This is a genomic window from Ferrovibrio sp. (assembly GCF_046297895.1).
Taxonomy (GTDB): Bacteria; Pseudomonadota; Alphaproteobacteria; order Ferrovibrionales; family Ferrovibrionaceae; genus Ferrovibrio.
This window is the reverse complement of the sequence record NZ_JBKBHC010000005.1, coordinates 194,117-219,772: the sequence shown is the minus strand read 5'-3', so window position 1 is coordinate 219,772 and position 25,656 is coordinate 194,117. Positions and strand designations below refer to the sequence as shown.

22 protein-coding genes and 1 pseudogene are annotated in these 25,656 nt (G+C 62.8%); 8 read left to right on the top strand and 15 right to left on the bottom strand.

Annotated elements, in window-relative coordinates:
- Positions 1-4 precede the first annotated feature (4 nt).
- Both ACK4FK_RS10225 and ACK4FK_RS10220 read right to left on the bottom strand, forming a co-directional pair.
- The gene (locus ACK4FK_RS10225; RefSeq protein WP_409744758.1) at positions 5-355 is read right to left on the bottom strand and encodes a hypothetical protein; all 351 of its coding nucleotides are present in this window, start codon (positions 353-355) and stop codon (positions 5-7) included.
- Positions 352-1,722 (bottom strand): acyclic terpene utilization AtuA family protein, encoded by a 1,371-nt coding sequence (locus ACK4FK_RS10220; protein ID WP_409744756.1) that lies wholly within the window; start codon positions 1,720-1,722, stop codon positions 352-354. The genes ACK4FK_RS10225 and ACK4FK_RS10220 overlap by 4 nt, the downstream gene beginning before the upstream one ends.
- A 94-nt stretch (positions 1,723-1,816) precedes the next feature.
- Here ACK4FK_RS10220 and ACK4FK_RS10215 point away from each other — a divergent pair, with 94 nt between their 5' ends.
- Positions 1,817-2,779, top strand: coding sequence for a LysR family transcriptional regulator (locus ACK4FK_RS10215; protein WP_409744754.1), 963 nt, complete (start codon positions 1,817-1,819; stop codon positions 2,777-2,779).
- On the opposite strand, the gene speB is transcribed toward ACK4FK_RS10215, so the two are convergent.
- Entirely contained in the window at positions 2,730-3,782 is a 1,053-nt protein-coding gene (gene speB / locus ACK4FK_RS10210) for an agmatinase (protein WP_409744752.1), read from the bottom strand. The genes ACK4FK_RS10215 and speB overlap by 50 nt on opposite strands.
- 252 nt (positions 3,783-4,034) lie before the next feature.
- Between speB and ACK4FK_RS10205 the strand changes: the two genes are divergently transcribed.
- Positions 4,035-5,291, top strand: coding sequence for a pentapeptide repeat-containing protein (locus ACK4FK_RS10205; RefSeq protein WP_409744750.1), 1,257 nt, complete (start codon positions 4,035-4,037; stop codon positions 5,289-5,291).
- A 54-nt stretch (positions 5,292-5,345) separates the two neighbouring features.
- Here the strand turns inward: ACK4FK_RS10205 and ACK4FK_RS10200 are convergent, their stop codons facing one another.
- Together ACK4FK_RS10200 and ACK4FK_RS10195 are read right to left on the bottom strand one after the other, a co-directional pair.
- Positions 5,346-6,536 (bottom strand): hypothetical protein, encoded by a 1,191-nt coding sequence (locus tag ACK4FK_RS10200; RefSeq protein WP_409744748.1) that lies wholly within the window; start codon positions 6,534-6,536, stop codon positions 5,346-5,348.
- A 90-nt stretch (positions 6,537-6,626) separates the two neighbouring features.
- Positions 6,627-7,040 (bottom strand): hypothetical protein, encoded by a 414-nt coding sequence (locus ACK4FK_RS10195; protein WP_409744747.1) that lies wholly within the window; start codon positions 7,038-7,040, stop codon positions 6,627-6,629.
- A gap of 400 nt (positions 7,041-7,440) precedes the next feature.
- On the opposite strand from ACK4FK_RS10195, the gene ACK4FK_RS10190 reads away from it, so the two are divergent.
- Together ACK4FK_RS10190 and ACK4FK_RS10185 are read left to right on the top strand one after the other, a co-directional pair.
- Positions 7,441-8,004 carry a TRAP transporter small permease subunit gene (locus ACK4FK_RS10190; RefSeq protein WP_409744745.1) on the top strand — a complete coding sequence of 188 codons (564 nt, stop codon included), beginning with the start codon at positions 7,441-7,443 and terminating at the stop codon, positions 8,002-8,004.
- Positions 8,005-8,010: 6 nt separating this feature from the next.
- Positions 8,011-9,543 carry a TRAP transporter large permease subunit gene (locus tag ACK4FK_RS10185; RefSeq protein ID WP_409744743.1) on the top strand — a complete coding sequence of 511 codons (1,533 nt, stop codon included), beginning with the start codon at positions 8,011-8,013 and terminating at the stop codon, positions 9,541-9,543.
- A gap of 128 nt (positions 9,544-9,671) precedes the next feature.
- On the opposite strand, the pseudogene ACK4FK_RS10180 reads toward ACK4FK_RS10185, so the two are convergent.
- From ACK4FK_RS10180 to ACK4FK_RS10150, 7 genes and pseudogenes are all read right to left on the bottom strand, one after another.
- A pseudogene (locus tag ACK4FK_RS10180) lies at positions 9,672-10,944 on the bottom strand (TRAP transporter substrate-binding protein).
- Between the two features lie 135 nt (positions 10,945-11,079).
- Entirely contained in the window at positions 11,080-11,823 is a 744-nt protein-coding gene (locus ACK4FK_RS10175; RefSeq protein WP_409744741.1) for an arginyltransferase, read from the bottom strand.
- 73 nt (positions 11,824-11,896) lie between these two features.
- The gene (locus ACK4FK_RS10170; protein WP_409744739.1) at positions 11,897-12,397 is read right to left on the bottom strand and encodes an RDD family protein; all 501 of its coding nucleotides are present in this window, start codon (positions 12,395-12,397) and stop codon (positions 11,897-11,899) included.
- The gene (locus ACK4FK_RS10165) at positions 12,397-13,569 is read right to left on the bottom strand and encodes a flagellar motor protein MotB (protein ID WP_409744737.1); all 1,173 of its coding nucleotides are present in this window, start codon (positions 13,567-13,569) and stop codon (positions 12,397-12,399) included. The genes ACK4FK_RS10170 and ACK4FK_RS10165 overlap by 1 nt, the downstream gene beginning before the upstream one ends.
- A 20-nt stretch (positions 13,570-13,589) precedes the next feature.
- Positions 13,590-14,450 (bottom strand): flagellar motor stator protein MotA, encoded by an 861-nt coding sequence (gene motA / locus ACK4FK_RS10160; RefSeq protein ID WP_409744736.1) that lies wholly within the window; start codon positions 14,448-14,450, stop codon positions 13,590-13,592.
- A gap of 106 nt (positions 14,451-14,556) precedes the next feature.
- On the bottom strand, positions 14,557-16,974 hold the full coding sequence (locus ACK4FK_RS10155; protein ID WP_409744734.1) for a penicillin acylase family protein: 2,418 nt from the start codon (positions 16,972-16,974) through the stop codon (positions 14,557-14,559).
- A gap of 82 nt (positions 16,975-17,056) precedes the next feature.
- Positions 17,057-17,668: a hypothetical protein gene (locus ACK4FK_RS10150; RefSeq protein ID WP_409744732.1), complete on the bottom strand. Its 612-nt coding sequence runs from the start codon at positions 17,666-17,668 to the stop codon at positions 17,057-17,059.
- Positions 17,669-17,883: 215 nt separating this feature from the next.
- Here ACK4FK_RS10150 and ACK4FK_RS10145 point away from each other — a divergent pair, with 215 nt between their 5' ends.
- On the top strand, positions 17,884-18,768 hold the full coding sequence (locus ACK4FK_RS10145) for an NAD(P)-dependent oxidoreductase (protein ID WP_409744730.1): 885 nt from the start codon (positions 17,884-17,886) through the stop codon (positions 18,766-18,768).
- 25 nt (positions 18,769-18,793) lie between these two features.
- On the opposite strand, the gene hemB is transcribed toward ACK4FK_RS10145, so the two are convergent.
- The 3 genes from hemB to ACK4FK_RS10130 are packed head-to-tail and all read right to left on the bottom strand — an operon-like array spanning position 18,794 to position 22,333.
- Complete coding sequence (gene hemB / locus ACK4FK_RS10140) at positions 18,794-19,807, bottom strand: porphobilinogen synthase (RefSeq protein WP_409744729.1); 1,014 nt, start codon at positions 19,805-19,807, stop codon at positions 18,794-18,796.
- Positions 19,808-20,035, bottom strand: a complete 228-nt coding sequence (locus ACK4FK_RS10135; protein WP_409744727.1) for a transcriptional regulator — start codon at positions 20,033-20,035, stop codon at positions 19,808-19,810. It lies immediately after the preceding gene.
- A gap of 51 nt (positions 20,036-20,086) precedes the next feature.
- Positions 20,087-22,333 (bottom strand): ATP-binding protein, encoded by a 2,247-nt coding sequence (locus ACK4FK_RS10130; protein ID WP_409744725.1) that lies wholly within the window; start codon positions 22,331-22,333, stop codon positions 20,087-20,089.
- Positions 22,334-22,474: 141 nt separating this feature from the next.
- Between ACK4FK_RS10130 and ACK4FK_RS10125 the strand changes: the two genes are divergently transcribed.
- From ACK4FK_RS10125 to mmsB, 3 genes are read left to right on the top strand one after another with little or no spacing between them, the layout of a single operon-like run.
- Positions 22,475-23,626 carry an isobutyryl-CoA dehydrogenase gene (locus ACK4FK_RS10125; RefSeq protein ID WP_409744723.1) on the top strand — a complete coding sequence of 384 codons (1,152 nt, stop codon included), beginning with the start codon at positions 22,475-22,477 and terminating at the stop codon, positions 23,624-23,626.
- Positions 23,627-23,648: 22 nt separating this feature from the next.
- Positions 23,649-24,698, top strand: a complete 1,050-nt coding sequence (locus ACK4FK_RS10120) for an enoyl-CoA hydratase/isomerase family protein (protein WP_409744721.1) — start codon at positions 23,649-23,651, stop codon at positions 24,696-24,698.
- Between the two features lie 46 nt (positions 24,699-24,744).
- Positions 24,745-25,635, top strand: coding sequence for a 3-hydroxyisobutyrate dehydrogenase (gene mmsB, locus ACK4FK_RS10115; RefSeq protein ID WP_409744719.1), 891 nt, complete (start codon positions 24,745-24,747; stop codon positions 25,633-25,635).
- The last annotated feature ends 21 nt before the right edge of the window (positions 25,636-25,656 follow it).

Sequence of the window (25,656 nt, the reverse complement as noted above, 5' to 3'; positions counted from 1 at the left end):
CGGTTTATCGTTGCTCGGTGTGAAGGGCGAAGCCAGCCGGCAGCCGGACCGGCAGGGTCAGCAGCAGGAACGACAGTGTCTTGCCATGGCCATCGAGGCCGAGGCTGGCATTCACGCCGCCGTCGAGTGCGTGATCGAGTACGAAGTTGAAGGCATGCAGATTCGGCAGGTCGTAGCGCCTGACCTCGGTCACGCCACGGTCGGCAAACAGCCCTGCCACGCGGGTTTCGCTCACCTGTTCGGCCAGCAGGGCGTAACTCTCGGGGCGATAGCAGATCAGGGCGATGTTCAGCCGGTTGCCCTTGTCGCCGGCGCGGGCATGCGCCAGCCGATGCAGCGGAAGGCTGTCGCTCATGGCATCACCTCCACCGTTTCTTGCACATGCTCGCGCTCGATCAGGCAGGAAGCGCTGGCCAGTTGCGGCAGCAGGTGCCGCCGGATTCCGCCGCCGCCGGCCGGGCCGGCAACGTACAGCGCTTCCACTTCCGCCAGCAGGCATTCGGCCGCGCGGCGATCCGGGCTGCGTGTGGCGAAGCGCACGCGCAGGTCATCGCTGCCGTCAGCTTCGAAGGCCCGGGCCAGCATGGCGCCGGTGCTGTCGCCGAATACGCTGCACAGACCGATAACGTCGGCGCGGATGGGCAGTCCCGGATGCCGGCGGGCCATGCGTTCGCACACGATCCTGACGGCCAGCCTGGCGCGGGCCGCGGCATTCGGGCCGGCATACGAGATCTCCGCCTCGGCCAGAAAGCCGGATTCGATGCATACCGTCGCCTTCAGGCTGTCGGGCCGTGGATGTCCGATGGCACCGGAAACCGCCACGCGATCGGGCCCGGCCTGTACGAGTTCCACACCGGTGATGTCGAGCACCACGTCGGGCGTCAGATAGGCCGCCGGGTCATGGATTTCATAGAGCAGCTGCTCCTTCACCGTGCGCAGGTCGACGCAGCCGCCGGTCCCGGCCGGTTTGGTGATGATCGCACGACCGTCACGGGCCACTTCCGCGATCGGATACCCCAGATCGGCCAGGTCCGGCACGTCCTTGTAGCCGGGATCGGCGAAGTAGCCGCCGCTGACCTGGGGTCCGCATTCCAGCAGATGTCCGACCAGCGTTCCGGCAGCAATGCGGGACCAGTCATTCCAGTCCCAGCCGAAAGCATGCACCAATGGTCCAAGCGCCAGCGCCGGATCGGCAACCCGCCCGGTCACCACGATATCCGCGCCGCGATCCAGCGCCTCGGCAATCGGCCTGGCCCCGAGATAGGCATTCGCCGAGATGATCCGGCTCCCGGCTGAAAGCAGGGTCCGCTCGGTTTCGCGGGCTGCCAGATCGGCGGCGGACAGACGGCCGGTCAGGTCATCGCCGCCCACCACCGCGATCTTCACGGCGGAAAAGCCAAGGTCTGCTGCTAATGCGGCCAGGCGTTTTGCCGCGCCATGCGGATTAGCGGCCCCGAAATTGCTGACGATACGAATCCCGCTGGTCAGGCATTTCGCCAGCACGGGCTCCACCAGGGCCAGCATGCTCGGGCTGTAGCCGGCTTCAGCCTCACGCTGACGATCCAGCTGGGCCAGCGCCAGTGTGCGTTCGGCCAGCGTCTCGAAGATCAGGAAGGATGGAGCGCCCGAGGCCGCCAGGGCATCCACCACGGCGACGGCACTGCCGGCACGATCGCCGGCAAATCCGGCGCCTGCACCGATATGGACGGTCTGCGGCGACATGCTGATCGACGGCTCTTCCCGCGTTTCCTCGGTGGCGGAGAGTAGCCGGCACATCTATAACTTCAATTATATAATATCTATAGTATCATTATGTATGTCTATAAATCTGACGATCCGGCAGCTTGAACTTTTTGCCCAGGCCAGCCGCTGCAGCACTTTCAGCGAGGCAGCGGAGAAACTGCATATCTCGCAGCCCGCGCTCAGCGTCGCCATCCGCAAGATCGAAACTGAACTTGGCGTCACGCTGTTCGAACGCACCACCCGGCATCTGGCGCTCACGGCCGATGGCCGGCAGCTGGCGGCCGTTGCCGATGATCTTATCCGCGATTTCCGCGTTGCCCTGCAGGGCGTCGCATCGCGGGCAGCCGGCTTGCATGGCCGCCTGGCCATCGCGGTGCTGCCTTCGATTGCCGCCTCCATCTTGCCGCATGCCCTGCACAGCCTGCAGCGGAAATACCCCGGCATTGATGTGGCGCTTTTCGACGTGATGCACGACCGGGCAGTGCGGATGGTCGAGGATGGCGTTGCCGATTTTGCCGTCACCACGCGAACGGCCGAAGGAGGCTTGCTGGTCTATGATGTGATCGGCGCCGACCGCATCCATCTGGTTTGCCGTAACGACCATCCGCTGGCCGGGAAGGGCCCTTTGCCATGGCGAGCACTGGATGGCCATCCTTATGTCGCCATGGCGGGATCCACCTCGGTGCGGCGTCTGGCTGATGCCGTTCTGCTGCAGGCCGATTTTTCGCTTCGCCCGCGCTATGAGGTTGAGCAGATCGCCTCGGCGATTGCGCTGGTCTCCGCCGGATTGGGCGTCACGGCTCTGCCGGCGCTGACCTTCTCAATGTTTGCCGGCGAGAAACTCACCATGCGGCCGCTGGTTCGGCCGGCCTTGAGCAGGCAACTGGGGCTTCTGCGGCTCAAGGCGCGTGTATTGTCGGCGCCGGCCCAGGCTTTGGCCAATGAAATCGTCGCGGCCTTTGGCAGTTCTGTTGGCCGGCGCGGGCCTAGTCCTTTCGACGCTCCCACGCCGCGCGGGCCAGGCAAAAGATCGTGAACAGCATCTGCGCACCGGCATGGGCCGTGTTGGTGGTGCCATCGTATTGCGGCGCCACCTCCACGACGTCGCCGCCGATGACGTCAAGGCCGATCAGACCGCGCAGGATGGCCAGGGCCTCGGCAGTGCTCAGGCCCCCGATCTCGGGCGTACCGGTGCCGGGTGCGAAGGCGGGGTCCAGCCCGTCCACGTCGAACGAGACATAGACCGGCCCATCGCCTACCACCTGGCGTGCCCTGGCGATCACCGCCGGGATGCCCATGGTGGCGACCTCCTCGGCATGGATCACCGTCATTCCGGACTCGTAGGAGAATTCCCACAGGTATTCCGCGCCGCCGCGGATGCCGATCTGGATCGTGCGGTCGGGGTCCAGCACGCCGTCCAGTACGGCCATGCGGAAGGGGCCGCCATGGTGGAATTTCGAGCCCTCGTAGGGGCCTGAGGTGTCGCAATGGGCGTCGATATGGACCAGACCCACCGGGCGATCGGCGCCCAGGGCCTTCAGGATCGGCCATGTCACCGAATGGTCGCCGCCCACCGAGAGAGGGATCACGCCGGCTGCCGCCACCCGGCGGTAGAAGGCCTCGATATCCTGGTGGCAGCTTTCCAGGCTGAAGCGGCTGCGGAACGGCACGTCGCCGATGTCGGCCGCCTTGCAGCCGATGAACGGGGCCATCTTCAGGGCATGCTCATATGGGCCGATGCGTTCCACCGCGCGGACCGCCCGGGGGCCCAGCCTGGCGCCGGCGCGGTTGGTCACACCCAGATCCATTGGCAGTCCGATCAGGGCGAAATCCAGCCCGGCGAAATCCTCGGACTGGGCGGCCTCGGGCCGGTAGGGGGCGCCCAGGAAGGTGGCGGCGTCCGAAAAGGGCCATTTGCGGCGTTCGCCGTCGCTGAACTGCTGGTCGGCCACGGCGCGGAAGGCGGGATCGAAGATATCCCCACCTTTTGCGGCGGCGAACTTCTCGCGCAGGGCACGCAGCTTGGCTGGATCTGTCATGGTCGGGCTATACTAAGGGAGGAGACATGCCGGCTAAGTGTATGAAGTTTGGCTGGCCGTCTCAAACAAATGTCGTGCCGGTCTCGTCGTTACCGCGCCGGCCCGATCAATGCGCCGGGTCCGGCGGAAAGATTGCGCGGGGCCCGGGAAAAGCATTAAAATTCACGGATTGTTTATTACGGCAAAGACATAACCCGGATATCAGGGGCGCCGCCAGTTTGGCTAGAGGGGGTAAGGGTCAGAATGAACCCGATGGAAGTAGAACGGATGCTTGGCCGCCACAGGGAGTGGCTGCTGAAGCGTCCCCGTGGAGCGCGTCTCAACCTTTCGCTGGCCGACCTTCAGGGTTACGACTTCAGCGGCGCTGATTTGCGCGCAGCCAAGCTCTCTGGCGCCAATCTTTCACGTGCCGTTCTGGTCGAGACCAATCTCTCGGAAGCCGATCTCTTTGCGGCCAATCTGGAACGCGCCGACCTGTCGCGGGCGGATCTGTCCAAAGCCGATCTGCGTGGCGCGTCGATGCGCGGCGCTACCCTGGCCGGGGCCCGCCTCATGGGCGTGGATTTCCGCGGCGGCGCGCTGATGCAGGCTTCGGACGATGGTGTCGGCTTCGGAGCCAAGGATGCCAGCGGCAAGAAGCCCAAGGCCAATACGGGCGGCGCGGATCTGGCCGAGGCCAACCTGCGTGGCTCCAACCTGACCGGCTCGAACATGAACGGCGTCAATCTGGCCGGTGCGAATCTGTCGCGCGCCAACCTGACCAAGGTATCTCTGCGCAAGGCCAATCTGGCCGGTGCCGATTTCAAGGGTGCTTGCCTGCGCGGCGTCGACATGTCGCTCGCGCTGATCGACGGTGCGGATTTCCAGGGTGCCGACCTGAAGGGCGCAATCCTGGAAGATGTGGATATGGATTCCGCCAATTTCGCCGGCGCCGAATTGTTTGTCGATGTCTCCAGCTTCGGCGACACGGTGGCGAATATCCTTCAGGAACACGAAAAGTGGATCAAGACCGATGGCAAGGAAGGCTCGCGCGCCGATCTGGCCGGTCTGAACATGGAACGCATCGACCTGTCTGGCAAAGACCTCAGCGGCGCCAATCTCAAAGGCGCCAAGCTGGCCGGCGCCAAGCTGCAGAATGCCAATCTGGTGATGACCGACCTGTCAGAGTCCGACCTCACAGGCGCCAATCTGATTGGCGCCCTGGCCAATGGTGCGAATTTCGCCCGCGCGACCCTGCACAAGGCGATCCTGCAGCGTGCGCAATTCGGTCAGGTGCCGCTGCGCGGTCCGGACGGCAAGCCGATCGGCCGCTTCTGGTCGGCCAGCCTGGCGGCTGCGGATGCGACGGAAGCCGATTTTTCCGATGCGCTGCTGAAGGGTGCCAACCTGATCGATGCAAAGCTGACGCGGGCCCGGCTGGTGAATGCCAATCTCACCGATGCCAAGATGGTCAATACCGATCTCAACGGTGCCGACACCACCGGCGCACAAATGCCGCCGTTGAACTAAAGCCGTATTCCTGTGATGCCGATGGCCAGCGCGGCTGGCCATCGGTGTAACCCGTCAGTTTTCCATGTTGCGGGCGCGTTCGATGCGCATGCGACCTGCATATTCCACGGCTTCCTTGTGGTTCTCCGGCACAACCGACATCAGCTTCTGATTCAGGTTGCGCGACATCTGCCATTCTTTCTTGGGCTCGTTCTTGCTGAGCAGGGCCTTGGAATTCAAGTTGCCCAGGATGCGTTCCCATATCGTGTCGACGCAGTGAGGCAGGCGGCCTTCGCCCAGCGCACGGTTTAGTTTCTCCAGCAGCGGATCAGGCTTGGCCGGCATGGTCAGCTTGCCGGCAGAGAGATCGGCCAGCGCCATCAGGGCTTCGGCCAGGCCAGGGCGGGACCCGAGCAAATCCTGGATCAGGGTTGTGGAGTCCAGGCAACTGGCCGCGATTTCGTCGAGCAGGATGCCGTTGCCGTTCATCGGCCGCTCGATCATGTCGGTGAGGACGATATCCAGCCGGGCGGCGTAACTGGACATGGTCTGCGTTACCTTCGCGGTCTGGAAGAAATACGTGAAACGAAGTTCATCGTCCTGCATACGCGCCGCCAGGCGCTCATAAAGCCGGGCGAAGTTATTGTTTTCGAAGGCAGGCAGGTTCTTTTCCGCCATTGCATCGCGGGTGCGCTGGATCAGCTTGTCGAACAGCGCTTCCAGCTTCTTGCTGCGCTCGGCCTGGCTGGGCAGGCCGGCCTGGGTCTGTGCGCCAGCCAGGGCGTAGAGGCCGGCCCGCAGGAAATTGCTCATGTCATTCAGCTTGCGCTGATGCTGCGGGGAATGCAGCAGCTCCAGCGAGGTGGCGTTCTGCTTGTCGAGGAATTCGCGGTAGGTGGCGCTGAAGCCTTTGGCGGCGGGGCGGCGGGCGAGGTCGTAGGGTGTTTCACAAACCGGGAACAGGCCCTTGAAGGGCCGCGTGACCATTGCCTTGGCCTTGGCCGTGGCGGTCTTGTTGAAGATTTCCGTCTGTGTCGCAAAGCCATCGGAGCGGGCCCGCGAACGCAGGATTTTAACCGCTGTGAAATCGCCCATGTTCAGCAGGGCGTTGGCCTGGGCTATGGCCGACTTCTCCATCTGCTCATTGGCGTGCTGCGTCATCCCGGAATCGCCTTCCAGGCGTTTGTCCAGACGCCAGCGCCCATCAACCTGGACGTAGATTTCGTAGGCATAGGCCCGCGAGCCGAACAATGACCCAAACACCATTTATTCCCCCGCCAGTCCGGCTTTTACAGAACATTTGTCGCGAGAATTTTCGCGCAACGTAAGGGTGATTGGCAAGACCCTGTAGCCTGGTCAGTCCTGTTTTTCGCGGCGCTGTTTGTCGGCCAGGGCCTTCTGCTCGATGGACTGCAGTTGCTTGGCGAAACGCTCGAAAGCCTGCGAGACGGACAGGATGAACTGACGCTGTTGCGGTTCTGGCATTTCCAGTGCGGCCTCGGCAAAACGCCGGGCCTGATGGCGCGCCAGTCCGGCTGCATCGCGGAAGGCGTCGGCGCGCACCTGCTCGAAAGTGGACAGGATGCAATGCCGCGTGATGCTCTCCTCAACCGTCTTGAAGGAGGCTTCCTTGACCATGCCATCCTTCAGCAGGTCGAAGACCAGCAGCGTCTCTTCGGAAATCTTGTTGATGATGCCGTCCACGCGCTCGCGGTCGCGCGGGGTGGGCGCCAGGTCGGGCTCGGCCGGACGTTTGGAGGCTCGTTTCACGACATTGCGCCACATGGCGGAAAAGGCAGTCCTTTCTGGCGTCCGATCATGGCGTTCTGGAATTGTGCGACACAACCCCGGGATGCGCCAGCAATATCCGGAAAAGCTGGCACAAAATGGTTAAATTTTCCGACTTCCCGGGCATGGATACTGCCAACCGGGCCCGGGCGACCACGTAATTTTTTCGTAACCCGTTCGATTGCTTGGCTTGCCGCCGAATATTTCACCCCCTCGGCTGATCTGCTATAACCGGGCCGCCTTAACAGGGGGCGTAAAAAACCGGGCTCATGCCATGCGGCGGGTTGACCGGCCGGCGCAGCGGGGGTAACTCGCTGCCGCCAAAGTGCTTTTTTGTCGTCTTTCGGCTTGCGGGCCGAAGATGCCGGGGTAGGGAGGTCTTGTGAATATTCTGCTGACACTCAGCCGTCTGATCGACGGCCTGAATGCTGCCGTTGGCCGTATCGTCTATTGGGCGGTACTTGTCGCGGTGATCATCAGTTCGGGCAACGCTGTTGTCCGCTACGGTTTCAACACAAGCTCGAATGCCTGGCTGGAGGTACAATGGTATCTCTTCTCGGCGATTTTCATGCTCTGCGCCGGATATACCCTGCTGCGCAACGAGCATATCCGGATCGACGTGATCGTCAGCCGTTTCTCGGAGCGCACACTGACCTGGATCGACATCATCGGCACGGTGCTGTTCCTGCTGCCCATCTCGATCATCATCATGTATCTGTCCTGGCCGGTGCTTGTTGACTCCTTCGTCCGCAACGAACTGTCCAGCGATGCTGGCGGCCTGATCCGCTGGCCGGTCAAGCTGCTCATCCCGGTCGGTTTCCTGCTGCTCGTTCTTCAGGGCATTTCCGAACTCATCAAGCGCATCGCCTTTCTGCAGGGCCTGATCCCGAATCCGGCACCGAAGAAACAGGATGCCCACAGCCCGGCCGAAGGCGCAGCGGAGTAATCACCCATGATCCAGTTCCTGACCGACAACATGGCGCCGCTGATGTTTGTGGCGCTGGTTTTTTTCCTTCTGTTCGGCTACCCGGTCGCTTTCGCGCTGGCGGCGAACGGCCTGCTGTTTGCCTTTATCGGCATCGAGTTAGGGCTTCTGACCCCGGCCCTGCTGCAGGCCCTGCCCGAACGCGTCTTTGGCATCATGCGCAACGATACGCTGCTGGCCATTCCGTTCTTCACCTTCATGGGGCTGATCCTCGAGCGATCCGGCATGGCGGAAGACCTGCTGGACACAATTGGCCAGCTTTTCGGGCCGATGCGCGGCGGTCTGGCCTATGCCGTGATTTTCGTCGGCGCGCTGCTGGCAGCGACCACCGGCGTGGTGGCGGCTTCGGTGATTTCGATGGGCCTGATTTCGCTGCCGATCATGCTGCGCTATGGCTATGACCGTCGCCTGGCATCCGGCGTGATCGCGGCCTCGGGCACGCTGGCACAGATCATCCCGCCCAGCCTGGTTCTGATCATCATGGCCGATCAGCTCGGCCGTTCGGTTGGCGACATGTATGCCGGCGCAATCATTCCCGGCCTTGTACTTTCAGCCCTGTATGCTGGCTACGTCTTCATGATCTCCATGATCAACAAGGACGCCGCACCGGCATTGCCGCCCGAGGCCCGTACGCTGCGCGGCATGCAGCTTGCGATCCGCGTGATCGTTTCGCTGGTGCCGCCGCTGGTGCTGATCTTCCTGGTGCTGGGCACGATTTTCCTCGGGATCGCGACCCCGACCGAAGGCGGCGCCATGGGTGCGGCCGGTGCCCTGATCCTGGCGCTGATGAAGCGGAAGCTCGACTGGTCGCTGCTGCGCCAGGCGATGGACACCACGGCCAAGCTGTCTGCTTTCGTGATCTTCATCCTGATCGGTTCCACCGTGTTCGGCCTGACCTTCCGGGCCGTGAACGGCGATCTATGGGTTGAACACCTGCTGACCAGCCTGCCGGGCGGTCAGCTTGGCTTCCTGATCGTCGTCAACATCATGGTCTTCCTGCTGGCCTTCTTCCTCGATTTCTTCGAGCTGGCCTTCATCGTCGTGCCCCTGCTGGGGCCGGCGGCGGAGAAGCTGGGCATCGACCTGATCTGGTTCGGTGTGCTGCTGGGCGTAAACATGCAGACCTCCTTCATGCACCCACCCTTCGGCTTCGCGCTGTTCTATCTGCGCAGCGTGGCGCCGGTTGCCGATTATATCGACAAGGTGACCGGCAAGCTGATCCCCAAGATCACCACCGGCCAGATATACTGGGGCGCCGTGCCCTTCGTGTGTATCCAGATCATCATGGTCGGGCTGGTGATAGCCTTCCCGGAAATGGTCACGTCGATGCTCGATCGCGGCCCGGTGCTGGATGAGTCTGAAGTCCAGATGCAGTTGCAGATCGAAACGCCCAATTACAGCGACGATCCGGCAGACACGCAGGATGGTGCTGAAGAGGGCGAGCCCGACCTGGGCTTTGGCGAGGAGGAGGAAGAAGGCGAGAGCGAGACGCCCAAATAGCGGTTCGCTGGACAACCTCCCAAAAAGACAATGGCCGGTCCCGACGGGGCCGGCCATTTTTTTATTTCTGCCTGGCTGCTGCAGGCAAAAAGAAAGGCCCCTTGCGGGGCCTTTCCATCGCTGAACAATCAGCCTTTCTTGGCGGGCTTCTTCTGCGAGGCCGCAATCATGAAGTTGTCGAAGGTGTTTTCGGCAACACGCCACCACAGGACCTGTTCCTCACGGAACTTGATCCAGCTGTCGTAGACCTTCTTGAACTTGGCATTCTTGGCCGCGGTCTCGGCATAGACTTCGTTCGCCGCAGTCAGCGCCGCTTCCATCACCGGTCGCGAGAAAGCGCGGAGCTGGGTGCCACCGGCCACAAGCTTGCGCAGGGCGCCCGGATTGACGGCATCGTATTTCGATACCATCCAGCCATTGGCCTCGGCGCAGGCCGCTTCCAGAATGTTCTGGTATTCCTTCGGCAGCTTGTTCCACTGCTCCAGGTTCACCATCACGGAGAGCTGCGGACCGCCCTCCCAGAAGCCGGGGTAGTAGTAGTACTTGGCGACCTTGTTGAAGCCGAGCTTTTCGTCGTCATACGGACCGATCCATTCGGCCGCGTCGATGGTGCCCTTTTCCAGCGCCGGATAGATGTCGCCGCCCGCGATCTGCTGCGGTACGGCGCCGAGGCGGGCCATGATCTGGCCGGCGAAGCCACCGATACGGAACTTCAGACCGTTGAGGTCCTGGACGGTCTTGATCTCCTTGCGGAACCAGCCGCCCATCTGGGTACCCGTGTTGCCGGCCGGGATGCCGTGGCAGTTATAGTCCTTGAAGAATTCGTTCATGAGCTGGCGGCCACCGCCATGATACGATGCGGAACTTGAGGCCCTTCAGGTCCTCAACGGTTTTGATCTCCTTGCGGAACCAGCCGCCCATCTGGGTGCCGGTGTTGCCGGCCGGGAACTGGACGATGTTGTAGTCCTTGAAGAATTCGCGCATCAGCTGCATGCCGCCGCCGAACTGCATCCAGGAATTCTGCTGGCGCGAATTCAGGCCGAAGGGGATCGCGGCGTCGAAGGCAAAGGTCGGATCCTTGCCGATATAGTAGTAGCTGACGGTGTGGCCTGCTTCGACGGTGCCGTTCTGCACGGCGTCCAGGACCTGCAGACCGGGTACGATTTCGCCAGCAGCGAAAACGCGGATCTGGAACTTGTTGTCGGTGAGCTCGGCAACCCGCTTGGCAATCACTTCGGCGCCGCCATAAATGGTGTCGAGGCTCTTGGGGAAGCTGGAGGCGATGCGCCATTTGACTTCCGGCATGCTCTGGGCGATGGCCGGGGCCGGGAAGCTGGCGGCAGCGCCGAGGCTGCCAGCGCCGGCAATGGCTGCGCCCTTCAGAAACTTACGACGAAGCATGATTTTATCTCCCTAGGGTCTTGCGGCCGGGGTCTGGGTTTTCCGGTACGCGAGCTATGTATACGGAGAATCCGTATACGGCGCGGGAAAATACCCTCGGGCGGGGCTGCACGCAAGAAACAGGCGTTCTAGGGCTCAGCCAACGGGAGCTGCGGTATCCTGATCCAGCCGTCGCCACCCCTCCGGATTGAGAGCTTCCAGGGGACGGAATTGGCTCTTGTAGGCCATTTTCCGGCTCTCGGCGATCCAGTAGCCCAGATACACGTAGGGCAGCCCCAGATCGAGGGCGTTGGCGATATGCCACAGGATGATGTAGCTGCCCGGGCTGCGGCGCTCGAAATCGGGGTCGAAAAAGCTGTAGACCAGCGACACGCCGTCGCTCATCTCATCAATCAGGCAGATGCCGAACAGCCGGCCGTCAGGGCAGCGGAATTCCGACAGGCCGCTGCGCACCGGACTGTCTTCCACCATGGCCCGGTAATCGGCGAATTCCATGTCGGCCATGCCGCCGCCGTCATGGCGCGCCGTCACGTAGCGACGGAAGACCTGATAATGCTCGCGGGTGGCATAGGAGGGCAGGCGGCGCGCAAGAACCCCCTCGTTCCGCTTGAGGATGCGCTTCTGGCTGGCCGAAGGAGAGAAGTCGGGAACCGGCACACGAACCGGAACGCAGGCATTGCAGCTCTCGCAAGCCGGCCGGTAGGCCAGATCCTGACTGCGGCGGAAGCCGGCCTGGCTGAGGGCGTTATGCAGGCCATCGGGATCTTCGCCGGCCAGCAGCGTAACCACCTTGCGCTCCAGCTTGCCCGGCAGATAGGGGCAGGGCGTCGGCGGGGTGGCAAAGAAGTGCCGTAGTGGTATCTGCAGGCGATGCTTCACGTCGCAGCCCGTCGCTGAAGGACCAGACAGAGATTAGTATAAATAGCTGGCTTGGGGAGGGGGATTCTGCGTCTCACCCGCCCGCGAGCCTCCGGACGACGAGGGTGCCGCACAGGATGTCATGCAGGCAGCGGCCACGATTGTTGAACAGGGCCCAGAGCAGGATCAGGCCGCCGGTAAAACCGGTCGTGACATAAAAGGCCGCGGTGTGCAGCAGGGCCTGCAGGTATCCCGGTTTGCCGCCATTCCAGACCCTGACTTCCAGCCCGAGCAGGCGCATGCCCAAGGTTGCCGAGGCCGGACCGCCGATCGTGAGCGTGTGATAGACGATTGGGATGGCGGCGCCGATCAGAACCAGAAGAGGCGTGAGCAGGCCGAAGCTGACGATGGTGAGCAGGCCCAGCATGATCTTGTAGACGATCAGGATGCCGGCCAGGATCGCCAGATCGACGATATAGGCGAACAGCCGTCTACCGGTAACGCCGGCGAAGAAGGCGGGGTTGTCGACGATCTGGCCGGCCGGCACATATGGCGGGACGGGCGCAAGATCGCGCGATGCGGGATCGTCTGACATCAGCGGTTTGGCAGTATCCGGATGGCGCCGTTTGCCGGTCCCGGACCGCTCAGGCCCGGCGGCGGGGGCGGCGGGGGCGGCGGATTGCGCAACACGCCCGGAACGGATGGACGTGCAGTACCGGGGGCGGCGCCGGCCCCTGCTGAATTGTTTGCGGCTTTCTGGGCGTCGCTGAGCAGCAGGATGGCGATACGACGGTTGCGCGGATCAAGAGGGTTGTCCTTGATCAGCAGGTCCTGGTCGGCGTTGCCGGTAACCTGCCTGATGCGCTCGGCCGGAACACCGGCCTCGATCATGGCGCGGCGGGCCGCATTGGCGCGATCGGCCGACAATTCCCAGTTCGAATAGGCGCCCTGACCGCGGAACGGCTGCGCGTCGGTATTGCCGCTGATCGCCAACTTGTTTGGCAATTTCGATACGGCCTGGGCCACCTGCTGCATCAATCGGCGGGCCTTGTCGTTCAGCGAGGCGCTGCCTGACGGGAACATCGATGATTGTTCCTCGTCCACCAGCTGAATACGGAAACCCTCGGGAGTGTTGTCGAATACGATCTGCTTCGACAGTTCAGCAAGCTGGGGATTGCTTTGGATAGCTTGCCGGATCTGCGCCTCGACCTCGCGGAAATTCTCCGCCTCGATCTGGGCCAGACGTTCGCGCGCCGACTGCTCGTTGATCTGCTGCAGATCGGAGAATTGCTGCTGCTGCCCATCGCCGATCTGCGCCTGCTCGCCGGTGCCGGTCTGCGACATGGATGGGTCCTGGAACCGGTCGCCGCGCGTGCCGGCTGCCGGCGGAGGCTGCCGCGCGTCGGGGTATTTCTGGTCGTACTGGGGCTGGTCTTCCTGATCGCTCTTTTCGGCAGAAGGACCGACAATCACAGTGGGCAGGCCGAAGCTGGAAATCTTGCCGCCGTCTTCCAGAATGGTGCGGCCGCCGAGCACGCCGCCTGCGCCCGACAGGCTGCGGCTGACCGAGGCCGGCGAGAAATAGTCGGCGACGCCCTTCTTCTGCTCGTCGGTGGTCACGTTCAGCAGCCACAGCAGCAGGAAGAAGGCCATCATCGCCGTCACGAAATCGGCATAGGCCACCTTCCAGGCGCCGCCATGATGGCCATGGGCTGCCTTCTTGATCTTCTTGACGATGATTGGGCGTTCGCCGTCGGCCGCTGCCATGGATCAATCGTCCCGCTGCATCACACGGACTGCACTTTACTGGTCGCTTCTTCGACTTCGTAGAAGGTCGGCCGCACATTCGACATCAGCGATTTGCGTGCGAACTCCACAGAAACGGCCGGCGCGTAGCCTTGCAGATGCGCCAGCAGCCCGGCCTTCATGCAGAGCATGTATTTCTGATCGTGCTCCTGGGTTGCCTTGCAGGCCGCGGCGATCGGCGAAACAATGCCATAAGAAAGCAGAATGCCAAGGAAGGTACCGACCAGAGCGCCGCCGATCAGCTTGCCCAGCACTTCCGGCGGCTCGCTGATCGAGCCCATGGTCTTGATAACGCCGAGCACGGCAGCCACGATGCCAAGCGCGGGAAAGCTTTCGCCGAAGGCGGTGAGCGCGGCCTGGGCCAGATGGTCCTCCTGATGATGGACTTCCAGTTCCATGTCCATCAGGGATTCCATCTCATGCGGGTTTTCGCTGCCCAGGGTCATCAGGCGCAGATAGTCGCACAGGAAATCCATCGCGTGATGATCGGCCATGAATTTCGGGAACTGGGTGAAGAGCTTGCTCTCTTCCGGTTTTTCGATGTGCTGTTCCAGCGCGAGCATGCCCTTGCTCTTGGCCAGCTTGAACACGCTGTACATCATCGACAGCAGTTCCAGGTAATCGTCCTTGGTGTATTTGGGTCCCTTGAAGGAGAGCTTGAAGCCGTTCAGCGCGGCCTTCAGCACCGGCTTGGGGTTGCCGACGATGAAGGCGCCGACGCCGGCGCCGCCAATGATGACCAGCTCGAATGGCTGCCATAGCACGGCCAGCTTGCCGCCCATCGCCATATAGCCGCCGAGCACGCAACCAAGCCCAATGATCGAGCCGATGATTACCAGCATCCCAACACTCCATGCCCGCGCTCCGGCGATTCGGCCGGATGCGCGACAACCCAACCTTTTTTATCGTATGCAGCGGGTAAATAGAATATTGAAAATACAAAGATAATTATTCGTTCCGCAGCACGAGACGGCCCCGCGCGCCGGCCTCGATATCCCCTGGCCGCATCGACATGGGAATATACTGCACAGCGGCCCAGGGCGCGGCAAAATCGGCGTAATTCGGCGAAAGCACGTGGCCGGACTGCCCTGTCGAATGCATGAACTGGGACCGGTTCAGGTCGGCTAGGTCATAGATCGCCCGCAAGGACGCAGCATGGCGGTTGCTGAAGGGCTCGCGCTCGTCGGCCAGACTGTTCTGCCCGACGTTAACCGTAAATGTGTCGCCCGGGGTCGGGACACGGATTTCGAATAGCTGGCGCAAATACCGGTTGTTGCTGAAAGGCCGGTGCGGAGCATGGCTGAAATGCGCGTCACCCCAGCGCCAGCGGGCCAGGTCCGAACCATAGCGGTTTTTCAGGTCGTCCAGGGCCATGTCCAGCGCTTCGGCGATCAGCGTGGCGCATGAAGTCCGGGTGCCGGTGGCGATGTTGTCGCACCAGCGCGACTGCCCGTCGGCGTTGCTGAGGATGTTTTTCATCAGGAGCGGTCGATGCCGCCACAGCTGTCCGAAAGCCTCCCCCAGTTCATCCGCCAGAACCAGGCGCGTCAGCTCCCGATACCAGGCCTGGAAAATCAGGGGTTCGGCGCGGCTGGCGGCCATTGCGCCGTCCCAGCCCATCAGCATGGCATGCGCCGCGGCCAGCTCGGCATTCCGGGGGGAGGTCTTGAGCTGCGCGCCAAGCATCAAGGGCAGGATTTCGGCGGCCATCAGCGAGACCGTGTCGCCCTGTATCTGCTTGAAGCTTTCCACCGAATGGATCGGCCGCTCGCGCAGGAGCTGCTCGATGCGTCTTGCACGATAGGGCTCGGCCCATTCCGAGGTGATGAAATGTGGGTAGCTGTCCGGAACGATCTTGTGGTTTGCCGTGACCAGCATACCGCCGGGCGGATTATAACTGCGCGGAAGCTGGTCGAACGGGATGAAGCCAGCCCAGTCGTAGCGCGCATCCCAGCCGGGTGCGGGCGCCAGACCCTTCAGATCGTTTTCGGGTTTGCGGATCGGCACCAGCCCGGGGGCAAGGAATCCGATGTTTCCCTCCCGGTCGGCATACACGACGTTCTGCTGTGGGGATACGTAGCGGCGGAAATTGTTGAGAAAGCCGGTCCAGTCGGAAATCGTATCCAGGTTGGCCAATGCGTCTGCGGTCGTGTCATCGTCGCGCAGCGCGGTCCAGCTGAATGCCAGGACATAACCCGTCCCGACCAATCGACGTGAAGCCTCATGAACGTCTGAAATCACTGGTCCATGGCGGGTCTCGCGCACCGTGATCGTGACCGGATCACTGCCGCGGACGGCGATGGTCTCCTGGCGCAGCGTGAATGGCGCGCTGCCGTCGGGCGTCAGGTAGCGGGTCGGATCGGCGGGATCGAGCCTTTCGATATACAGATCCTGCGTATCTGGCCCGGTATTGGTGAAGCCCCAGGAAATCCGGCCGTTATGGCCGAGAATCACGCCGGGCACGCCGGGCAGGGTGGCGCCGATCACCGCGCCTGCTGGCGAGGCCATATGCGCGAAATACCAGATCGCCGGCGTTGTGAGGCCAAGATGCGGGTCGTTTGCCAGCAAGGGCTGGCCCGTCACAGTGCGTTTGCCATTGACGACCCAGTTATTCGAGCCGATGCCGTCCGCGCGGGGCGGCGGCAGCAGGCGCAACAGGCCCTCGACGTCTATGCCGGTCGCGACATCGCAGTAAAGGTCGGTCATGTCGGCCAGCGCGACCGGCGCATCGCCGGGATATGGCGGGAAGAATTCCTCGATCTGCTGCTTGCTCAATCGCTGCGCCAATCCAAGGCGCGCCAGTTCGTTGCCCCAGTTGCCGCCCAGATCCCACGACATCATCTTGAGCCAGCCCAGCGTATCGGCCGGCGTCCATGGCTCGGGGGTGATATCGAAGACCAGGAATTCCGGCGGCAACGGACCGGACCGGTTTTGCAGGAAGGCATTCACGCCATTGGCATAAGCCTGAAGATAATTCTGCGTTTCAGGCTGCAGCGCCGCAAATGCCGCCACGGCCTTGCGGCGTATGCCGAGTGTGCGGATGAAGGTGTCCGTATTCAAAGCCTGAGAGCCAAAAACCTCGGCCAGTCGCCCGGCGGCAACGCGGCGCTGAAATTCCATTTGCCACAGCCGATCCTGCGCATGGGCATAACCTAGCCCGAAGGCGGCATCGGAACGGGTGGCGGCGCGGATATGCGCCACGGCGTGACGGTCGCGCAGGATTTCAACCGGTCCCACCAGCGGCGACGCCACTTTCACATTGCCATTGTAATCGGGCAGGGACAGGCGGGCTGTCCCGTAAATGGCGCCGGCAACGATGCCCGCGAGTAAAAGCAGGATCACAACAATACGAACGAACCAGCGCATCTATCCCCGCTCGACATGCACACACGAGCAGACTTAACAGATTCGCAAACGATTTGCAGGATTGAAAAGACGCCTGCCGCTATCAGGCGACGGCGAGTTCGCGCGCGCCGGTCAGCGTGTTCTGAACGCTGCTGAAAGCAGCCAGGGCAGCGCTGGGGACGGGAGTGGGGGCGACGGGGGCAGGAGCAGGAGCAGGAGCCTGCGGTGCAGGCTGAGGCGCTGTGGCCGCAGGCTGCTGGGGCAGAGCAGGAAGGCCGCTTTCATCGCCGCCATTCTGCGTCGTATCGAACGTGACCGGCTGCACCGGCACGTCCTCGCGCTCTTGACCCTTGCCGCGGGACTGGGCCTGCAGTTCAGATGCCTCAATCTGGTTCTGCTGGTATTCGCGCACCACGCGCGGACTGGGATACTGCTGCTTCACTTCGCCGGTTTCGCTGTTGCGAATCTCGACAATGGCAAGCCGGGTCACGAGGTCGAGCCTGATGAAGGGACTCAGATAGGCCGCGACGTTGGGTGAGGGCGACGGGATGGTGATGACGCTGTTTTCGCGGCTGTTGCCACGCGCCGAATAAGCCGAGAAGCCCGAAAGGTCATCAGCTGATGCCGGGTAGTCGGTAATTCCTGCACGGGCACCGCGGGCTATCGCACCGCTGCTGCCCGCCACGGCGTAACTGCCGATGGTTTCGAGCGGCATAATGGGCTTCTCCCACGCCAAATAGGGTAACTCTATTTTTCATTTACTATAAAAACTCCGATTTTACAAGCAGTAATTGTTTGTGCGCTGCAAGTAGTCTCGGTAGTAGTGTTAATGCTGGCGATTGCCCGAGCGGCAAGCATGGTGCAAACTTGGGCGGGCAAGGCGGTTAACCATAACTGCTTAATTTCTATTGATTTTTTAGGGGGGAGACGATGGCGAAGGTGGCATTTATCGGCCTGGGCGTTATGGGCTATCCCATGGCCGGGCACCTGGTGAAGGCCGGGCATTCTGTCACGGTTTGGAACCGTTCCGGCGAGAAGGCCGAGCGCTGGGTCACCCAGCACAAGGGCCAAAAGGCCAGCAGCCCGAAGGAGGCCGCCGCCGGCGCCGAGTTCGTCATGGCCTGCGTAGGCAACGACGACGATCTGCGCTCGGTGGTGTATGGCGACAGCGGCGCCTTTGCCGGCATGACGAAGGGGGCGGTCTTTGTCGATCACACCACAGCCTCGGCCGATGTTGCCCGCGAGTTGCATGCGAAGGCGAAAGCCTCGGGCTTTGGCTTCGTCGATGCCCCGGTTTCCGGCGGCCAGGCCGGTGCCGAGAACGGCCAGCTCACCATCATGTGCGGCGGCGATGCGGTCGATTACGACAAGATCAAGCCGGTGATCCAGGCCTATGCCAAGATGCAGAACCTGCTCGGCGGTCCCGGCAGCGGCCAACTCACCAAGATGATGAACCAGATCTGCATCGCCGGGCTGGTGCAGGGGCTGGCTGAGGCATTGGCCTTCGGGCGCGCCGCGGGCCTGGACCTGGTCAAGGCCGTGGAAGTGATCTCGAAAGGCGCCGCCGGCTCTTGGCAGATGGACAACCGCCACAAGACCATGATCGAAGGCAAATTCGATTATGGCTTCGCGGTCGACTGGATGCGCAAGGATCTCGGCATCTGCCTATCGGAAGCGCGCCGCAACGGTGCCAGCCTGCCGGTGACAGCGCTGGTCGACCAGTTTTATGCCGAGGTGCAGCAGATGGGTGGCAATCGCTGGGACACGTCCAGCCTGATCGCCCGGCTTGAAGCAACCAAGACCAAGAAGCACTGACGGCAGGCGGCGTATCGGCCGGGGGTTATTTGCCCTCGGCCAGCATGCGTGCGATGTCGCGGGCGAAATAGGTCAACACGCCATCGCAACCTGCGCGCTTGAAGGCCAGCAGGCTTTCATGCGCCACACGGCTGCGATCAAGCCAGCCGCGTTCCGCGGCACCGGCCAGCATCGCGTATTCGCCCGACACCTGATAGGCATAGGTTGGCAGGCGGAAGGCCTGTTTCACGCGCCAGCAGATATCCAGATATGGCATGCCAGGCTTGACCATCACCATGTCGGCCCCCTCGGCGATATCCAGCGCCACCTCGCGCAGGGCCTCATCTCCGTTGGCGGGGTTCATCTGATAGGTACGCTTGTCACCCAGGCCCAGATTGACGGCCGACCCGACTGCATCGCGAAACGGGCCATAAAAGGCAGAGGCGTATTTCGCTGCATAGGCCATGAGCTGCACATGCTGCAGGTTCTCGCGCTCCAAAGCTGTGCGGATCGCGCCGATGCGGCCATCCATCATGTCGGACGGCGCGATGATGTCGCAGCCCGCGCGCACCTGAACCAGCGCCTGTTGCACCAGCGCCGAGACGGTTTCGTCGTTCAGGATCTGCCCATCCTTCAGCAGCCCGTCATGGCCATGCGAGGTATAGGGATCGAGGGCTACGTCGCAGAGCACGCCGAGATTGCTGGTGGCGGCCTTGATGGCGCGCACCGTGCGACAGACCACGTTGTCTGGATTATGCGCCTCGCGACCATCGTCGGTCTTCAGCTTCGGGTCCGTGGCCGGAAACAGGGCTATCGCCGGTATGCCCAGCGCCTCGGCCTCTTTCGCGGCGGCAACGGCATTGTCGATGCTCAGGCGCTCGACCCCGGGCATCGACGGGATCGGGGCATTGCCGCTGCCGTCATGGACGAAGATCGGCCAGATCAGGTCATCGACGCCAAGGCGGTTTTCAGCGACCAGCCTGCGGGCCCAGTCGGTGCGGCGCAGGCGGCGGGGACGGGATGCGGGGAAGGGCGGGAGTGGTGCGATGCTCTCGGTCATTCAGAGAGATTTATCAAACCGCTCCTGAAACGCAATCCAGACCCAGGGGGAGGTGCCGAAAATCCGGCCCAGGCGCAGCGCCAGGCCAAGGGAAATCGGCCGCTCGCCGTTCAGGACCTTGCGCAGCAGTTTCCGCGGCATGCGCGCCTCGCGATGGAAATGATCAGGATCGGAGCCGCGGGCGGCAATCGCCTGCTCTAGCAGAAGGCCGGGATGGATCGGCAGCATGGCCTGACCTCGCAAGTCGCACTGGGACGTAACGAGTATCGGGCAGGCTGGTTAATGTCCGGTAACGCCGCCGTCACGAGGCGGTCGTCCAGCCAGGCGATCGAGTTGATCCAGCAGGTCGGCGACGCCCTGGTCCAGTTCAGCGGGCGCCTTCGCGCCGGTCGTGTCATTGGCCGGAGGACGCGCCGGCGCAGGCAGTGGCGCCTGCTCTCGGGCCGACAGCCGGGCAGCCAGTTCGATATCCTCACGGCACCGGATCGTGAACCAGAACGTCGATCCGGCGCCCGGCGCGCTGACGACACCGATCTCGCCACCCATCAGATGCACAAGGTGACGACAGATCGTGAGGCCCAGGCCGGTGCCGCCATAGCGTCGCGTCATCGAGGCATCGGCCTGGGTGAAGGGCTCGAACAGCTTTTCCTGCTGGTCCGGCGCAATGCCGATGCCGGTGTCGCGGACGGCGCAGTGCAGCATGAATTCGCCGCTCTGCAATGAGGTGTTCGTGATCGTTACGGTGACATCCCCGTTCTCGGTGAATTTGAGCGCGTTGCCGATCAGATTGGTGAGTATCTGCCGCAGGCGCAGCGGATCGCCGATCACGTGATCGGGCACATCATCGGCGATATCAAGGTTCAGCCGGTTGCTGTTTTCACGTGCCCGCGGGGCCAGCAGGGTCAGTACGTTCTCGATGGTCGGGCGCAGGTCGAAGTCGATGGATTCGATCTGCAGTTTGCCAGCCTCAAGCTTGGACACATCGAGGATGTCGTCGATCAGCCCAAGCAGATCGCGGGCCGACTGCTGGGCCACTTCCGCATAGCGCTTCAGGCTGGCATCCTGCTCGTCGCGCTGGATCAGGCTGAGCATGCCGAGCACGCCGTTCATTGGTGTGCGGATCTCGTGGCTCATCATGGCGAGGAAGCTCGACTTCGCGCGATGCAGGGCCTCGGCCGCGTCGCGCGCGACTTTGAGGGCCTGCGCAGTCTCTGCCAGTTTGACCGACTGTTCCTCCAGCATCTGGCGCTGCCATTCCAGTTCGTTCATCTGGCGGCGGATCTGGTCGATGTCTTCCAGGCTTCCGATCATGCGCAAGGGCCGGCCGGCGGCATTCCTGGTTACTTCGGCGCGCGCCAGCACCCATATGTAATGCCCATCGCCACGCCGGATTCTGAACTCGCATTCATAGGGCCTGCCATGCCGCAGGCTGTCATTCACCTGATGGGCCACGCGGGCAGAATCATCAGGATGAATCAGGCTGTTGAAATCCGCGATGCTGCTGCGTGCCGCAAGCTGGGCAGGATCGGTGCTGCTCTGCAGATAGTTCGCCACGATCAGCAGATCGCCGCTGGCCAGATTCCAGTCCCAGATTCCCAAGCGGCTGCTGCGGGCGGCGGCCTGGAACAGGTCGTTGCTGGCCTGCAGGGCGCTGCGGGCGACAGCCATGGAACGCTGCTGGATCGTCACACGCACCGCCAGCGTGATCAGCCCGGCGATCATGTACGTGGCAACCAGGCAGGCCGCCAGCGACAGGGCAGGCACCAGGCGATCAGAGGAGGTGGCGAGGTTGGCCTGCCACAGCGTGAACGAGGCGAGGATGCCGCCGATCAGTACGATGGCCTGGCCAAACAGCAAACCGGGCGGCGAGATGTCGTTCGACGGATGATAGGTACGTGCCGCGCAGGCCGCGCCCAGCAGAAACAGCAACGCCGCGCCATCGGGAAGAGCGACGGCATGCGCGGTCCATTGTTCTTGCTGCGGGAATACATCCAGCGCCGCCACGGCCAGCATCGTGGCGATGGCAAGCATAGTCATGGCCATCATCCAGCCCAGCGGCATATTGCTGGCGGTGACGGTTGCCGTCGGCCTGACGCTGAGGCGAAGGGCCCCGATCAGGCCGCCGGCCGCGACGACAGGGCCCATATGTCCCAGCCAGCGTTGCGTCGTATCCAGGGTGTCGATGGTTGCCGTGACGCGCAGGAGATCGGCGGCCTGCAGGGAGCCAAGCAAGGCGCCGAGGCACAGTACGGCGAGGGCCATGGCGGCCAGCCGCGACAGCAGTGTCAGCCGATCCCGCGTCAGCAGGGCGATACCCCCCAGCAAGGCGGCTAGGGTTATGTCGGCGTGAAAGGCAGGGCGGCCAGGAAATATCGTGAGAAGTTCGCCAACGGTCATGACCGGATAGGTCAACAGGCCAGCCATGCCCAGCAGCATGACAGCCAGACCGTTTGCGACACCGCGCAGCGGCCAGCCATGCGCGGACATGGCTGCCGGCGAACCGGCTGGGCTGGTCGGTGTCAGCATTTGCTGGAATGACGGATCATTGCGGGCACGAAGCTAGCATGTAGCGTGCAGTCATGCGACTCTGCAGCGGATTCCGACGCGGCCGGAGCGTTGACGGCCGCCGGATGGGCGATTAAGACCCGCATTAAGGGAGAAAACGCGATGCTGTTCGAGTTATCCGATGATCAGCGGGCTATCCAGGAAACCGCGCGGCGTTTCGCCGCCGACCGCATGTTTCCCAATGCGGCGCGTTGGGATGAGGACAAGCATTTCCCGGTCGAGGAACTCCGGGAAGCTGCGGCACTGGGGTTCGGCGGCATCTATGTGCGCGACGACGTCGGAGGCTCGGGCCTGAGCCGGCTGGATGCCGCGATCATTTTTGAGGAACTGGCGGCAGGCTGCACGTCCACGGCAGCCTATATCTCGATCCACAACATGGCGGCCTGGATGATCGACCGCTTTGGCAGCGAGACCTTGCGTCAGCGCTATCTGCCAGGCCTTTGCAGCATGGATACCTTCGCGTCGTATTGCCTGACCGAACCCAATGCCGGTTCCGACGCGGCGGCCCTGCAAACCAAGGCCGTCGATGCCGGCGATCATTATGTGCTGAATGGCACCAAGGCATTCATTTCAGGCGGCGGCCGTTCCGATATCTATGTCTGCATGGTGCGCACGGGCGAGGCCGGTGCGCGCGGCGTATCCTGCGTGATCGTCGAGAAGGGCATGCCGGGCCTTTCATTCGGCGCGCAGGAGCGCAAGCTGGGCTGGAACAGCCAGCCCACGGCGATGGTGATCTTCGAGGATTGCAAGGTGCCGAAGGCAAACCTGGTCGGCGCCGAGGGCGAGGGGTTCCGCATTGCCATGGCGGGGCTGGATGGTGGACGGATCAACATAGGGGCGTGCTCGCTGGGGGCGGCCAAGGCCTGCCTGACCACGACGCGCGAGTATGTCGCCAACCGCAAGCAGTTCGGCAATGCCATCGCCAGTTTCCAGGCCACGCAGTTCAAGCTGGCCGACATGGCCACCGACCTGGCCGCTGCGCGCCTGATGATCCGCCAGGCCGCCGCAATGCTCGATGCGAAACATCCCGAAGCGACGATGTATTGCGCCATGGCCAAACGGTTTGCCACCGATTCCGGTTTTGCCATCTGCAACGAGGCGCTGCAGCTGCATGGCGGCTATGGCTATCTGAAGGATTATCCGGTGGAACGCTATCTGCGCGATGCGCGCGTGCACCAGATTCTGGAAGGCACCAACGAGATCATGCGGGTGATCATTTCCCGCGCGTTACTGTCAGGCTCGTTTCACGATTGATCGACGTACCCGTAAGGACACCATGACCGACGATATCCTGTTTTCCGTTCGCAACGGCGTTGCCACCATCCAGCTCAACCGCCCGAAAGCCCTGAACGCCCTGACGCATGACATGTGCGTGCCGCTGGAGCGCTACCTGCGCGACTGGGCAAAGGACTCTGCGGTGAAAGCCGTGATCATAAAGGGCAGCGGAGAGAAGGCTTTTTGCGCCGGCGGCGACATCCGCAAGCTGGCGGACCGTGAAGCGGATGGCGCCGAGTACCGCCGCCGTTTCTGGCATGACGAATATCGCTGCAACACCCTGATCGGCGAATACCCCAAGCCTTTCATCGCCCTGATTGATGGCATCTTCATGGGAGGCGGTGTTGGCCTGTCGGTGCATGGCAGCCATCGCATCATCAGCGAACACGCCCATTTCGCGATGCCTGAGACCGGCATCGGCCTGTTTCCCGATGTGGGGGGCACCTATTTCCTGCCGCGCTGCCCGGGCGAACTGGGCACTTATCTCGGCCTTACCGGCGCGCGGCTGAAGGGCGCCGACATCATTGCGGCGGGCGTGGCCACGCATTTCGTCCCGCGCGAGAAAATGGCCGCGCTGGAAGAGGCCCTGGTGGCGGCCGCGCCTGGCGACCGGGGAGCTGTGGATGCAGTGGTGACGCGCTTTGTTGTAGATCCTGGCCCGTCAGAGCTGGCCGTGATGAAACCGCAGATCGACCGCCTTTTTGCTGGCAGCAGCGTTGCTGGAATCATGGCGGCGCTGGAGGCAGATGGCAGCGAATTCGCCCGGGAACAGGCACGCATCATCCGTACAAAGTCGCCGACCTCGGTGAAGCTGACCTTTGCGCAGTTGCGGCGCGGGCGCAGCCTCTCGCTGCGCGACTGCATGCGTCTGGAATGGCGCATGTGCAATCATGTTGCCGAAGGGCATGACTTCTATGAAGGCGTGCGGGCCGTGATCATCGACAAGGATCATCATCCGAAATGGCAACCGGCCACGCTGGATGACGTGTCGGATGCCGAGATCGATAAGTATTTCGAGCCGGTGTCCCAGGGCGAATTGCAGTTCGACTGATAATCGGAAGAATACAAGCCACAAGAACGCAGGCGGAGGAAACATCATGGCGAATATCGGTTTCATCGGCGTCGGCAACATGGGCGGCCCGATGGCGCGCAACCTGCTGAAGGCCGGGCACAAGGTGAAAGCCTTCGACCTGATGCCCGAGCTGGTGCAGAAGGTGGTTGAGGCCGGCGGCACCAAGGCCGCGTCAGCGCAGGAAGCCGCGCAGGATGTGGATGCCGTGATCAGCATGCTGCCGGCCGGCAAGCATGTGCTCAGCGTCTATACCGGTGAAAAGGGCATCCTGGCTGCGGCACGCCCCGGCACGCTGTTCATCGACAGTTCGACCATCGATGTGAAGTCCGCCCGCGAGGCCATCGCCGCCGCCGAGGCCAGGGGCATGCTGATGCTGGATGCGCCGGTATCGGGCGGCGTGGCGGGTGCCGAGAATGCCGCGCTGACTTTCATGGTCGGCGGCACGGACGAGGCCTTCGCCAGGGCGAAGCCGATCCTCGAGGCCATGGGCAAAAAGATCGTGCATGCCGGCGGGGCGGGGAATGGCCAGGTGGCCAAGATCTGCAACAACATGGTACTGGGCATCAGCATGATCGCGGTGTCGGAAGCTTTCGTGATGGCGGAGAAGCTTGGGCTGTCGGCGCAGGCGATGTTTGACATCGTCTCCAGCTCCTCGGGCTCCTGCTGGGCGCTGGTCAACCATTGCCCGGTGCCGGGCCCGGTGCCCAACTCGGCCGCAAACCGCGATTACAAACCTGGCTTTGCCGCCGAACTGATGCTGAAGGACCTGAAGCTGTCGCAGGAAGCGGCACGCAGCGCGGGTGCACAGACCCCCCTTGGCGCCGAGGCGACGGCGCTGTTCTCCGAATACGTTCAGGGCGGAAACGGACCGTCGGATTATTCCGGCATCATCCGCATGATCCGGAGCATGGCCTGAAGGCTGCGATGATTGGGGCTG

Coding starts and splice junctions, on each gene's coding strand:
- ACK4FK_RS10185 (WP_409744743.1), top strand. CDS start 8,011: ATGATCCAGTTCCTGACCGACAACATGGCGCCGCTGATGTTTGTGGCG.
- ACK4FK_RS10130 (WP_409744725.1), bottom strand. CDS start 22,333: ATGCTGACACCGACCAGCCCAGCCGGTTCGCCGGCAGCCATGTCCGCG.
- motA (WP_409744736.1), bottom strand. CDS start 14,450: ATGCTGGTAATCATCGGCTCGATCATTGGGCTTGGTTGCGTGCTCGGC.
- ACK4FK_RS10150 (WP_409744732.1), bottom strand. CDS start 17,668: ATGCCGCTCGAAACCATCGGCAGTTACGCCGTGGCGGGCAGCAGCGGT.
- ACK4FK_RS10165 (WP_409744737.1), bottom strand. CDS start 13,569: ATGGCAGCGGCCGACGGCGAACGCCCAATCATCGTCAAGAAGATCAAG.
- ACK4FK_RS10215 (WP_409744754.1), top strand. CDS start 1,817: ATGTCTATAAATCTGACGATCCGGCAGCTTGAACTTTTTGCCCAGGCC.
- ACK4FK_RS10120 (WP_409744721.1), top strand. CDS start 23,649: ATGACCGACGATATCCTGTTTTCCGTTCGCAACGGCGTTGCCACCATC.
- ACK4FK_RS10135 (WP_409744727.1), bottom strand. CDS start 20,035: ATGCTGCCGATCCATCCCGGCCTTCTGCTAGAGCAGGCGATTGCCGCC.
- ACK4FK_RS10200 (WP_409744748.1), bottom strand. CDS start 6,536: ATGGTGTTTGGGTCATTGTTCGGCTCGCGGGCCTATGCCTACGAAATC.
- hemB (WP_409744729.1), bottom strand. CDS start 19,807: ATGACCGAGAGCATCGCACCACTCCCGCCCTTCCCCGCATCCCGTCCC.
- mmsB (WP_409744719.1), top strand. CDS start 24,745: ATGGCGAATATCGGTTTCATCGGCGTCGGCAACATGGGCGGCCCGATG.
- ACK4FK_RS10220 (WP_409744756.1), bottom strand. CDS start 1,722: ATGTCGCCGCAGACCGTCCATATCGGTGCAGGCGCCGGATTTGCCGGC.
- ACK4FK_RS10125 (WP_409744723.1), top strand. CDS start 22,475: ATGCTGTTCGAGTTATCCGATGATCAGCGGGCTATCCAGGAAACCGCG.
- ACK4FK_RS10205 (WP_409744750.1), top strand. CDS start 4,035: ATGGAAGTAGAACGGATGCTTGGCCGCCACAGGGAGTGGCTGCTGAAG.
- ACK4FK_RS10225 (WP_409744758.1), bottom strand. CDS start 355: ATGAGCGACAGCCTTCCGCTGCATCGGCTGGCGCATGCCCGCGCCGGC.
- ACK4FK_RS10155 (WP_409744734.1), bottom strand. CDS start 16,974: ATGCGCTGGTTCGTTCGTATTGTTGTGATCCTGCTTTTACTCGCGGGC.
- ACK4FK_RS10170 (WP_409744739.1), bottom strand. CDS start 12,397: ATGTCAGACGATCCCGCATCGCGCGATCTTGCGCCCGTCCCGCCATAT.
- ACK4FK_RS10145 (WP_409744730.1), top strand. CDS start 17,884: ATGGCGAAGGTGGCATTTATCGGCCTGGGCGTTATGGGCTATCCCATG.
- speB (WP_409744752.1), bottom strand. CDS start 3,782: ATGACAGATCCAGCCAAGCTGCGTGCCCTGCGCGAGAAGTTCGCCGCC.